Raw genomic sequence first — 12,401 nt, 5'->3', positions numbered from 1 at the left:
TTTATGATTTTCTATTGACACAGACATTCTGAATGTTGTATAATTTACTGTAGTTATCCGAATATAAGCCTATAAAGGTATTTATCCTTTGGATAAAATCTCTTTGCTCGTGCGGAGGGAGGGAAACAGCAATGGCAGAAGTCAGAGTCAAGGAAAACGAGTCCTTGGACAGCGCTCTTCGCAGATTCAAAAGACAGTGCGCAAGAAGCGGGGTCCTCGCGGAACTTCGCAAACGTGAATGCTATGAAAAGCCGAGCGTGAAGCGCAAGAAGAAACAGGAAGCGGCAAGAAAGCGTAAATACAAATAAATCTTGATTTTACGTTTTTTATTAATGCCGGATTCGTCATCCTTGTCGTTACCGTTATTCACGCACAGTCTTCATTTATGACGTGCGCGGTACGACCGGATGCAGCTTGGTTCGCACAGTGAAAAACGGATGTTTACCAATTTCGATTTATGCCTTCGGCATATTTTGAAATTGGTTTTCGTTTAATATAATGTATCAGCATTATATTTTTAATTATTATAACAAACTAAATAACATTTTACAGGCGGTGGATTTTTATGCCGGATATGCTCGTAAACCTTTACAATATGCCTTCTCATGAAGCTTTGATTGAAAAACTCATTGCTGAGGATAATATAATAATCAAGCGCGGCATGACCCCGAATATGCGTATGATATGCCGCTGGATCGAAGAAAAATTCGGCGAAGGCTGGGCCAGCGAATGTCAGGCCTCCTTCACCCGCCATCCCTCTTCCGTATTTGTCGCCGCCGCCGACGGAAAAGATATCATCGGCTTCGCGTGCTATGATGCCACAGCCAAAGGATATTTCGGCCCGACCGGAGTCGATCCCGAATACCGCGGAAAAGGCGTAGGCACCGCGCTTTTATACAAATGTCTCGAAGCGCTTAAAAACGAAGGGTACGGATACGCCATTATCGGCGGCGCGGGTCCCATCGATTTTTACCGCAAGTCCTGCGGAGCAATGGACATACCAGTTCCGAGCCCCAATATTTATTCAAATATGTTAAGATAATTGATTTATCGAAAGGAGAAGCTGAATCCAATGAAAAAACTGAACGTCGGCGTCATCGGCGCCACAGGAATGGTCGGGCAGAGATTTATTACTTTGCTCATGGATCATCCGTATTTTAATTTAATGTACCTTGCCGCGAGCAAAAACAGCGCGGGAAAAACATACGAGGAAGCCGTCGGAACCAGATGGAAGCTCTCCGAACCGATGCCTGAATCGGTCAAAGGTATGATTGTTCACGACGCGGCAAACATCAATGAAGCGAAAAACGGAGTTAATTTCGTTTTCTGCGCCGTCGATATGAAAAAAGACGAGCTCATTGCGCTTGAAAACGCATACGCGAAGGCCGAGATACCGGTCATTTCAAACAACTCTGCAAACAGATGGACACCGGATGTCCCGATGCTCATTCCGGAAATAAATTCAGAGCATATAAAAGTCATCGACGATCAGCGCAGACGTCTAGGCACAAAATACGGCTTTATCTGTGTAAAGCCGAACTGCTCCATACAAAGCTATGTGCCGATGCTCAGCGCGCTTCTGCCGTTTGCGCCGAATAAGGTCGCTGTCACCACATATCAGGCTATTTCCGGAGCCGGGAAGACCTTTGCCGACTGGCCTGAAATAATCGACAACGTAATCCCGTATATCGGAGGCGAAGAAGAAAAGAGCGAACGCGAACCGATGAAGGTATGGGGCAGAATAGAGAACGGCGTTATCGTTCCGGTTTCCTGTCCGTCCATCACCGCGCAGTGCATACGCGTTCCGGCTTCTGACGGACATCTCGCCGCCGTTTTCGTCAGCTTTGATAAAAAGCCATCCAAAGAACAGATTATCGCAGCTTGGGAAAGCTATTCCGGTCTGCCCCAAAAACTTGAACTGCCCAGCGCGCCCAAGCAATTCATCAAATACTTCGAAGAAGACAACCGTCCTCAGACCGCGCTTGACCGCGGACTCGAAAACGGTATGGGCATATCAGCCGGACGCCTCAGAGAAGACAGCGTTTTCGATTACAAATTTATCGGCCTTTCTCACAACACTCTGCGCGGCGCCGCCGGCGGAGCCGTGCTCTGCGCCGAGCTTCTCTTCAGAGAAGAATATTTGAAATAATTCCATAACCCGAAAAACAATTAAGCCGTAACAAAACATTATGTTTTGTTACGGCTCCTTTTTTATAAAAATATATAAAACATCTTGACATATATGAGCACGCGTGATATACTACACTACATTAGTAATGTAGTGATGCGAGGTGATAACTTGAAAATCAACTTTGACAGCATAATACCTGTATATTTACAAATTGCCCAAGCTATTGAGGACGACATTCTCATGGACAAACTTAAGGAGGGCGATAATTGCTATTCGCAGCTTGTTATATCAAAAGAAATCGGCGTCAATCCGGCGACAGCAGCAAAAGGAATATATTTATTGGTGCAAAAAGGTGTTTTGGATAAACAGCGTGGGCTGTCAATGGTGGTTGCAAAAGGCGCAAAAGATTTAATATTGAATGACAAAATAAAGAATAATCTCTCGCGTTTAATTGAGGGCTTGATTAATGAAGCCGACAAGCTGAACTTTTCAAAAGCAGAATTATTTAAGCTGATCGAAACTCACTATACGGAAAGGGGCGAAAAAAATGAATAACGCGTTAGTTAAGTGCGAAAATCTCAAGAAACAATATGACAAGAAAACAGCGCTAAACAACCTCAGTCTATCAATAGAAGAAAACAGCATAACAGGACTTATCGGCCGCAACGGAAGCGGGAAAACGACCTTGATGAAAATTCTTTCCGGTCAGCTTGATAAAACAAGCGGTACAGCCTTGGTATTTGGAGAAAATCCGGCAGACAATATAAGGGTATTGGAAAACCTTGTTTATACATATCATAATTTTTCATATCAGAAGGATCTGACCCTCAAGGTTATACTTGAAAATTATGATATTATGTTCCCTGCTTTTGACCTCGATTTTGCAAATAAATTACTGAAATTCTTTGAGCTTAACGGAAAAATGAAGTATAAAGCTCTTTCACAGGGCATGGCAAGTATTTTCAATTTCCTTGCTGCTCTGTCCTGCAGATGCAAGCTTACTATGTTTGACGAGCCTGTGCTTGGAATGGATATAACAGTCCGTAAAGCCGCTTATGATATTTTACTGCGTGAATATGCCGAAAATCCGAGAACATTTATTATTTCAAGCCATTTGTTAAGCGAGCTTGAAGGCGTTTTATCAGATATTTTACTAATTGAAAACGGGGAAAAACTGCTGCACAGCAATATTGATATTATGAGGAACAGCGCATATCGCATAGACGGCGACTGGACAAAAATTCAAAAATACATCGCGGGTAAAAAGATCATAGCCCTGCAAAACAGCCCTATGCAAAGCTTCGCCGTTGTATATGAACCGCTTTCCGAAACGGTAAAAACTGATGTGTTAAATGCCGGACTTGATATTTCTCCTGTTCATGCGGAAGATTTATATGTATATTTGACCAAGCAAAACAAGGAGGAGGCTCTTAAATGTTTGTGGTAAAAGATGATGTCAAAAACACAATGAAGCTTGTTAAGGTAAAAACCCTCAATGCAAAAAAAGCCTTTATAGCTTTCCTGCTAATCTCTGCATTTATGCTTTTAAGCAATTTGATTCCTGCTGTTGTTATGATTTTTAAAAACACGGACGCTCCGAATATTATCAGATGTCAGGATTTTTCAGTAAGCTTTTTTATAGCAACCATCATTGCGTTCATTATATTGAATATTTTATATCGGACAAATAACGATTACCTTTCTGTTTTTCCTCAATCAAACACAAGCAGGTTTTTATCGACGCAAATTTACAGCTATCTTGTTGTGCTTGTGCTTGCGCTGTGTTCTCTTACCGTATATTTAATACAATTAGGTATATTGAAAATAATATCCGCGCTTTTTGTTCCGATTGTTTTTCTTCTCGATTTCAATATCGCCTTTGTTTTAACCGGCTTTTTTGCTTTCATTGTTTATGGCCTGATTTTTGTCTCCGTTTTCAACCTCATAGGTGCTTTGATAAGAAAATTCAGGATTTACGCGATTATTTTTTTTATCGCCGTCGGTACTGCATTGATCATAAACTTAACATGGTCCATAAAAGCTTTCAGTAATATATTCGGATTTTTATTCTCCGAAAAAAGCATAGCGGTATTCTTTTTAAAAGGGATTGTATTGTTTATAATAATTAATGCTTTGTCATTCGTGATAAACTACAATACTGTCTATTATAAATCGAATAAAAATTCAAAACAACTGATATTAATCTTTTCGGTGACAGGCCTTTTGATAGTCGTTCTCTTCAGTCTTTTTATCGGTATACTGCCGATCTCTGATTCTGCCAAAAATGAATATAATGGCAACACCGGAAGTGAGAACTCTGAATATTTGTATACATCAAAAGAAATAACCATTGATATTTCACATTTGAAAAAAGGCAGTATTATAAATATCATCACCAATGACAACATCATTGATAACATTGATAACTACGACAGCTCTTCAAGCAGGTATAGGATGTTCTTGAACAATCCGAAATCGCTTGAGGTCACCGACGGAAAATTGGTTGTGTCATATAATTTTCCTTTAAACACACAAAACGGCAAGAATATAACGGCTTTAACGAATCCGACATTTAAAGCAGAGCTGAAGGGTAATAACCTGTATTTGGAATATGAATATACCAGAAATATAAAGGCGGTGATTAATCCCGTCTGGTCAATGATTATGCAATTCAAGTCTTTTAGCGATAAAAACGTATATTACAGCTTTTTCATGAGCTCAGAATCAAGCGGAAGCGGTAATGTTTTTGTTCAGTGCGGCGAAGAATAAAATCACGCAATCATTCTCTAAACAGACCATTCTTGTAAGGCTTGAAAATACATGGGCATATAGGCCAGACTCCTCAGAGAAGACAGGCGGCGGTCTTTCTCACAACACACTACGCGGTATCGCCTGTGTCGTGCTTTGCGCCGAACTGTTTAAAAGGATATTGATATAAATCTTAACCCAGCAAACGAAAGAGCCATAATATAACAGCGTTAATAGAATCAGAACCGAAGCCTGCAATAAGCACGCATACGGTTCTGATTTTATATGATATTGAATAGGTTAAATTCGCAGGTATGCAATACTTGGTTAATTTTAATCTGTAATATAATCGCCGGTAAATATCTCGATATCCATCACAGAGCTTACGGAAACATTCTTTTCGAAGAATACGCGGTAACGTCCGCTCAACGGATCGGTAGTTGCGTATGACAGTTTAATTTCAGTTCCGTTAAACTTTAGCTTTATACAGGTTTTCAAAGCTTCTGAACTGTGGTTTATCAAATCAATCGACGTGAATTCCCATGTATATTTATAAGCAAGGCAGGATTCAAGCTGTTTATAAGGTGCAGGCTGTCTCACAAAGGAGTCATAACCGACATCCGATAAATCAATTTCTATCCGGTCGCTGCAAAGAGTTATTCCGGGCAGTCCCTTACTGTCTGTTTCTTTTTTCTTTATAATAAATGAAAGATCGCCCCTCCCGCTTCTTCTTTCAGCGTAAATATGAAGATTTCCTGTAAATGTGTCGGTCGCTTTCGTCGAACCGGATTTATTCAATATACCGATTTGCACGGGAACTATCGCTCTGTCGAGCTTATCTGCGAACGAATCCTGCCCGTATCTTTCGGAATACGTGGGAGCGCAGAGCGGCACGATGTTTCCGCCATATCGAATTTCAATTTTCTCGCCTATTGTATGCTGATTATCCTCGTACCAAAATATATAAACAGGCGAAGATTCGTCTCCGGATTTCGAAACATAATCGAATGGTATGCGCTGTCCGTCGGCTTCATACGACATTACGGTATTCACACACATGCGCTTTTCGTCGGGAGAACAGAGCTTTTTCCCATTCTCAAACGACACGCAGTCATCGGGTGCGTTATCCGTCACTCCGGTAAAATCAAGCTCTATTCTATTTTTATATATTTTCATTCCCGGCCGGGGAGCGTCATCCGGATTACAGACTGCAAAATATGTTTTATCTTCATAATTAATGGAAACGGTCATTACACCTGAAAAATTACCCGCAGACGGCTTTAATACTATAAAAGCAGGTGAATAGAGGAGATCGGGAAAGACCGTGCGGCCAACCGTTTTATATATCTCTTCGCGTACCTTTTCCCATTTTGAAACGGAAAGCGGCAACGGCGATTGTGTTGTATCGTTTGTCGTTGTTATAATTTTATCCGGTTCTGTATAATTTACTGTTTCTGCTGTGCCGTTTGTTTCCGTCGTGCTTTGAGATGGATTTTTATAACCGCATGAAGATAAAAGCAACAGTGAAATACATATTGATAAGCTCAGTATTTGGATTTTCATAAACAATTAAATATGTGTGGAGATAATTCCAACACTCTTTCCGAAAGGCTTCTGTAAATCAATTCTGTTTTATATGATATTGATTAGTATATTTCAAAAGTATGCAATGCTTGGATAATTTTAATCTGTAATATAATCGCCGGTAAATATCTCGATATCCATCACAGAACTGACGGAAACATTCTTTTCGAAGAATACTCTATATACTACCGAGCTATTCATTGGCTGACATAAGGAATATGAAAGCTTCATTTCGGTTCCGTTTAACTTCAGCTTAATACAATTTTTAAGCATTTCAGAGCAAAAGTCAAATTCGTAAATCGATTCAAATTCCGAATCATACCTAAACGTAAGACAGGCGTCAAGCTTTTTAAATGGAGATGGTTGTCTTTGAAGAGCGTCATAACCGATACCTGTCAAATCGATTTCTATCCGGTCGCTGTAAAGAGTTATTCCGGGCCATCCCTTTCCGTCTGTTTCTTTTTTCTTTATTTCAAATGAAAGATCGCTTCTCCCGCTTCTTCTCTCAGCATAAATATGAATATTTCCTGAAAACGCATTGGTTGCCGATCCGTATTTATTCAATATACCGATTTGCGCGGGAACTGTCGCTCTGTCGAGCATATCCGCGAACGAATTTTCTCCGTATCTTTCAACATACGAGGGCGCGCAGAGCGGCACGATGTTTCCGCCGTATCGGATTTTTATTTTTTCGATAAAGGACAGATTATCCTCGTACCAGAATATATAAACAGGCGAAGATTCGTCTCCGGATTTTGAAACATAATCGAACGGTATGCGCTGTCCATCGGCTTCATATGACATTACGGTATTCACACGCATACGCTTTTCGTCGGGAGAACAGAGCTTTTTCCCATTCTCAATCGACACGCAGTCATCGGGTGCGTTATCCGTCACTCCGGTAAAATCAAGCTCTATTCTATCTTGATAAATTTTAATCCCCGGCCGGGGATCATCCTCCGGATCACAGACTGCAGAATACTTTTTATCCTCATAATTTATGGAAACTGTCATTACGCCTGAAAAATCACCTTCCACTGGTTTTGTAATCAACCAGCCGTCGCCCATCATAATCGTACGGCCAACTGTGTTATATATCTCTTCGCGTACCTTTTCCCATTTTGAAACGGAAAGCGGCAACGGCGATTGTGTTGTATCGTTTGCCGTTGTTGTAATTTTATCCGATTCTGTGTAATTTACGGTTTCTGCTGTGCCGTTTGTTTCCGTCGTGCTTTGAGATGGATTTTTATAATCGCATGAAGAAAAAAACAACAGTGAAATGCATATTGATAAGCTCAGTATTTGAATTTTCATAAACATTTAATATGCACGAATTGACATATTTTTGATTTTCTTTCGTTATTTATTTGTATATTTATATATTATTCTCATAATATGAACATTTTGTATATATATTATCAACTTATTATTAATATGCATTATATAAACAACAAAATCAGAACCGAAGCCTACAATGAGTAGTGCATACGGTTCTGATTTTTAAAAAAACTTACAAGCTTCTTTTAAAGAAGCTGCGTATAAATTTAATATGAAACGCAATAACTCGCTTTTTCTGATCTCGCTTTTTCTATTGAATCCAACATGGAGTTTAGAATTTCAGAATAACTTAATCCTTGGTCTGGAATTTTTGTAACACCAACACGCAGATTTAACAAGACTTTATGTTCGTTGATTTCGAGTTCATGACTATTCAGATCGGTAATTCTTTTGGCAAGCTCAATTGCTTTTCCTTCATCGGTGAAACCTGTCAGAACGGCAAATTCATCTCTGCCAATTCTAAAGAAAATCATATTGTCATCAATACAGCTATCAATCCTTTGTGCAGTTTTTGCAAGCACAATATCGCCCACGGAAAATCCAAAGTTGTCATTTATTTGCTTGAAATGAACAATGTCACTGCATAAAACATAGCTGCCGCGCAGTTTCTTTATCTCATCATACATATCTGAGATATCAACCTTTCTCATATCGTTGCCTCCATTATTTAATTCTATTTTTGGGAACAAATTAGAAAGATACGGATTATTTCTATATGCCGAGGGCGTTATTCCTCGCAATCGCGTAAATGCCCGGACGAATACTTCCTGTGAATTATACCGGTATTTAACGGCGATTTCCAATACACTCAATTTACTGTTGATTAAATCACTGCACGCAAGGCTGTGTCGCCTTTTGGCAATATAGTCTTTAATAGAATAACCGAACGCATAGCCAAACAGCTTATGAAGTCCTGATAATGATACAGCGCAGTGATCCGCAACCATTTGCAGTGTAAAGTCTTCGCAGATATTTTCTTCGATATATTCAAGTACTGCCGCCAAAACATAGAAATTACGCATATCTTCACCGTTTGAATTTATTAAATACATGTATTATGATGTTATTATACATTAATACCAAAAAATATCTTGATGTTTTGTATACAAATTGCTCGCGATCTGAATATATTTCCCTTTTCGTTATTCTCGTTCATCAAGCCGGCAATTCGCATTGCTTTTTTCAACTGTACAGAGTGCTATTAAAGCATACACATGTCATATACGCTAAAGAGCCAATCCTTTAACCGGATCGGCTCTCGTTTTTTATTCAAGCTCAAACAAAAACGCTTCTTCCTTCGTCACGCAGACAACGCAGCCCGGAGATGTGAAAATCCCGGTAAAGCCCGGATTCGATGCGATCTCCATCCGGCCGCAGACCTTTTGGTCATATCTCCACAGCTCCGCTTTCCCGCCGCAGAGCGAACAGAACCAGCCCGGTTTTCCCGTATATTTGACGATTCCGCGTACATCGGATTCTTCCACGGGCTCGGAAAGCGAAAAATCTTTCTGTGAAAAAGTCAATATGCGTGAGCAAATATTTCCGGAAGAATAATACTCCATGACAAGATACTCGTCATCTGATTCGCATTGACCGAGTATCGGCGCGCTTGAAACTCCTTCCGGAAGCTCAATGGATTTGATAAGCCCGAGCGTATCCGCGTCAAAAAGAGCGATAAAACATCTGTCGGAAAGCGGTTTTGCGATTCCGCAGTCGGTATGATAATAAGAAGAACCAATTAAAACATCGTGCTTCTTATTGTAAAACAAAGAATAAAAATGCTGGCCCTTTATAGGATCGTCATTTGTGACAAGACATCCCATATTGGCATCGTATGAAGATATTTCACATCCCGCATGACCGTATTCATGGTTTGAAGACCAGTAAAAGCGATCTTTTCCCGTCGTATGACATACCGGGCGCATCGAATGAGCCGGACGCGCGGCTATGCGCGGATTTTCCGGGAACATTCCCGGGAGCTTGGGATCATATTCGGTTAAAATTCCCTGTGTATAGCTTGCCATATATATTTTTTCTTTGATCTCATCTACCTGTAGCACTTCCCCGCCGCCGGGCGCGGCGCGTCCGGCGTCTTTGCCGGTTTTCGTTTCGGGATCGTATGTCCAAAAACGCTGCGTAATAAACGGTGTGCCGACGATAATACCCGACGACGAGCGAAACAGGCAGTCCACCGTACCCAATGACATGCCGTGCGGTCCGGTGGCTTTAATAAGCTCTCCAGAGCAAGCAAATTTATAAAAATCGCCGTATCTTGTGACCGCGATGAAATCGCCTGCGCCAGTCATTCTTATTCCTGCCGGTATTCCGTCTTCAAAAGAACACAGCTCGTTAATTTCTTTGGTTTCTAAGGAATAGCTGCAAATATATGTTTTATCGTTTTTCCCACAGCCATACGCGCCGAACATCTCGTTTTCTCTGCGTTCAAACCAATAAGCCGACTTATCCGGCATGTTTTCTTTGGTAAATGCTCCGGTTTTCGGATCATACCAGCCTGACACCGAATTTAATATCCTGCCCCTAGCGTCGCGAACCGGAGAGCCGTATAAAAAGCCGCCCTCTGTCTTTATTCCGGAAAGGAAGGTTTCGTTTTTCGGATCCCATATGCCGAGTGTTGTTTTACCGAGGCCGGCCATCGTGTAATCTATAGAATAAGTGCCGTCTCCGTTGGGAAAGCTTCCGCGTGAGGTCGTCGCCTCAAAAACACCGTCATATATTTTCGCCGTTTTTCCAGTCCTTGTGTCAAACGACACGCTCACCTCGCGGGGTGGACAATAAGCAGAGAAAAATAACTTTCCGGTCAATTCGTCATATACCATACCGGCAAAAACCAGATTGCTCGGCGCGCCGGTCATAAAGCCGGTGAGCTTTCCGGTGTCCAGTTCGAGCCTGTAAATTTGAGCAAGATCTCCCGCAAGCCACATAATATCATTTCCGGCGTAACAGGCGCTGTAAAAACCGCATTGCGCCAGCGAGCTCGTGGCATCGCGGCGGAATCTGAATTCACGGGCATCTCCGTTTTCGTTGAACAGCAGTCCTGTCGATCCGACGTTGGCGTTCCAGGATGAGATAAAATACCTGTCAAGTCCCGTATCTTTTTCTTTTCCGGCAGGATAAAGCATCGTGTTTACATACGGATCCTTAGTAAGGGGTATTGCGAACCTTAATGTTTTATCGGTTATCTTCATTTACCCGCTCCTTGTTAAATTTTATATTTAATAACTGCGTGTCCGGCTTCGAGCAGCTTGTTTACGGCATGCAGAATACCTATTTTTGCGCTTTCGTAGGTAAGACCGCCCTGAAGATATGCTATATACGGCTCTCTGAGCGGAGCGTCGGCGGACAACTCGATCGACGAGCCCTGAGTAAACGCGCCGGCCGCCATGATGACCTCGTCCGCATATCCGGGCATAGCCCAGGGAACCGGCGTCACAAACGAGTCGACGGGAGATCCGGCCTGTATTCCTTCGCAGAACGCGATGAGCGGTTCCCTCTCTTTAAAGCGTATGGCCTCTATTATATCATACCGCGGCGCGTGCGGAAGCGGATCAACCTCGTATCCCATATCCGAAAAAACAGCTGCCGCCAGCATGGCGCATTTTTTCGCCTGAAGCACAGTGTGCGGCGCGTAAAACAATCCCTTTATTATACTTTTTGTCTGCCCTAAAGTGGCTCCGCATTCAAGTCCTATGCCGGGTGAAGTAAGGCGGTATGAACACAGCTCGACCGCCTTTTTCGTTCCGGCAATATATCCTCCGGATTCGGCGATGCCGCCGCCGGGATTTTTAATCAACGACCCTACGGAAACATCCGCGCCGTAATAACAAGGCTCGTGGTCCTCGCAGAATTCCCCGTAGCAGTTATCGACTATTATGAAAGCATCCGACCGCGATTTTACCGCATCGGCTACTGCTTTAACCGACGACGAAGAAAGCGTCGGGCGGGTGCCGTATCCGCGGCTGAGCTGCATATATACAGCTTTGACGGTCTTATCGCTTTTTAAAATCCCGACAAGACTGTCTATATCTATCGACCCGTCGGCACCGGTTGTTATTTCTCTGTATTTTACTCCGAAATCCTTAAGCGACCCCATTCCGTTTCCGCGCAGCCCGATGACTTCGTCAAGCGTATCATACGGTTTGCCGGTCACCGCCAAAAGCGTTTCTCCCGGACGGAGCAGCCCGAAAAGAGCAATTGTGAGCGCATGCGTACCGGATACTATTGAATGCCGTACAAACGCCGATTCCGCCTCCAGCGCATCCGCAAACACCGCGTCGCATACCTCTCTGCCCTTGTCGTTGTATCCGTACCCGCTTGTAGCATTAAAGCATTCCGCGCTGACGCGTCTGTCGGAAAACGCTTTCATAACGCGTTTCTGACACAAAAACGCTGTCTTGCTTTCCCTTTCAAAATCGGATGTAAGCGAACTCTCCGCCACTTCTATTAAATGCTCCGCAGATAAAACGGTCTCTGATTTCATTTTAAATCCTTCTTTTTTGCTCGCCGGTATTCAACCGTATATTATTATAAACACGGTAAATGATATATCATAGTAAGGTATTTGTCAAGAAAAGCATTGACT

12 protein-coding genes are annotated in these 12,401 nt (G+C 42.2%); 7 read left to right on the top strand and 5 right to left on the bottom strand.

Annotation, left to right across the window (positions count from 1 at the left end):
• Positions 1-131: 131 nt before the first annotated feature.
• The 7 genes from rpsU to VB118_08065 all read left to right on the top strand — a co-directional run bounded on the left by rpsU (position 132) and on the right by VB118_08065 (position 5,069).
• Positions 132-308 (top strand): 30S ribosomal protein S21, encoded by a 177-nt coding sequence (gene rpsU, locus VB118_08095; protein ID MEA4832560.1) that lies wholly within the window; start codon positions 132-134, stop codon positions 306-308.
• Between the two features lie 257 nt (positions 309-565).
• Positions 566-1,042 (top strand): GNAT family N-acetyltransferase, encoded by a 477-nt coding sequence (locus tag VB118_08090; protein MEA4832559.1) that lies wholly within the window; start codon positions 566-568, stop codon positions 1,040-1,042.
• A 30-nt stretch (positions 1,043-1,072) separates the two neighbouring features.
• Positions 1,073-2,149 (top strand): aspartate-semialdehyde dehydrogenase, encoded by a 1,077-nt coding sequence (gene asd, locus VB118_08085; GenBank protein MEA4832558.1) that lies wholly within the window; start codon positions 1,073-1,075, stop codon positions 2,147-2,149.
• A 150-nt stretch (positions 2,150-2,299) separates the two neighbouring features.
• Positions 2,300-2,686, top strand: coding sequence for a GntR family transcriptional regulator (locus VB118_08080; GenBank protein ID MEA4832557.1), 387 nt, complete (start codon positions 2,300-2,302; stop codon positions 2,684-2,686).
• On the top strand, positions 2,679-3,578 hold the full coding sequence (locus tag VB118_08075; GenBank protein ID MEA4832556.1) for an ABC transporter ATP-binding protein: 900 nt from the start codon (positions 2,679-2,681) through the stop codon (positions 3,576-3,578). The genes VB118_08080 and VB118_08075 overlap by 8 nt, the downstream gene beginning before the upstream one ends.
• Positions 3,566-4,900 carry a hypothetical protein gene (locus VB118_08070; GenBank protein MEA4832555.1) on the top strand — a complete coding sequence of 445 codons (1,335 nt, stop codon included), beginning with the start codon at positions 3,566-3,568 and terminating at the stop codon, positions 4,898-4,900. Before VB118_08075 ends, VB118_08070 begins: the two co-directional genes overlap by 13 nt.
• The gene (locus VB118_08065; protein MEA4832554.1) at positions 4,872-5,069 is read left to right on the top strand and encodes a hypothetical protein; all 198 of its coding nucleotides are present in this window, start codon (positions 4,872-4,874) and stop codon (positions 5,067-5,069) included. Before VB118_08070 ends, VB118_08065 begins: the two co-directional genes overlap by 29 nt.
• 143 nt (positions 5,070-5,212) lie before the next feature.
• On the opposite strand, the gene VB118_08060 is transcribed toward VB118_08065, so the two are convergent.
• The 5 genes from VB118_08060 to VB118_08040 all read right to left on the bottom strand — a co-directional run bounded on the left by VB118_08060 (position 5,213) and on the right by VB118_08040 (position 12,299).
• Entirely contained in the window at positions 5,213-6,442 is a 1,230-nt protein-coding gene (locus VB118_08060) for a hypothetical protein (protein MEA4832553.1), read from the bottom strand.
• 120 nt (positions 6,443-6,562) lie between these two features.
• The gene (locus VB118_08055; protein MEA4832552.1) at positions 6,563-7,777 is read right to left on the bottom strand and encodes a hypothetical protein; all 1,215 of its coding nucleotides are present in this window, start codon (positions 7,775-7,777) and stop codon (positions 6,563-6,565) included.
• Positions 7,778-8,007: 230 nt separating this feature from the next.
• Positions 8,008-8,823: a diguanylate cyclase gene (locus VB118_08050; protein MEA4832551.1), complete on the bottom strand. Its 816-nt coding sequence runs from the start codon at positions 8,821-8,823 to the stop codon at positions 8,008-8,010.
• Between the two features lie 243 nt (positions 8,824-9,066).
• Positions 9,067-11,007: a hypothetical protein gene (locus tag VB118_08045; protein MEA4832550.1), complete on the bottom strand. Its 1,941-nt coding sequence runs from the start codon at positions 11,005-11,007 to the stop codon at positions 9,067-9,069.
• Between the two features lie 14 nt (positions 11,008-11,021).
• Positions 11,022-12,299, bottom strand: a complete 1,278-nt coding sequence (locus tag VB118_08040) for a methionine gamma-lyase family protein (protein MEA4832549.1) — start codon at positions 12,297-12,299, stop codon at positions 11,022-11,024.
• Positions 12,300-12,401: the final 102 nt, after the last annotated feature.

The sequence above is a fragment of the Oscillospiraceae bacterium genome (genome assembly GCA_034925865.1).
In the GTDB taxonomy this organism is placed as follows: Bacteria; Bacillota; Clostridia; order Oscillospirales; family SIG627; genus SIG704.
Note: the sequence above shows the minus strand (reverse complement) of the source record. Positions and strands in the feature narration are given on the sequence as shown.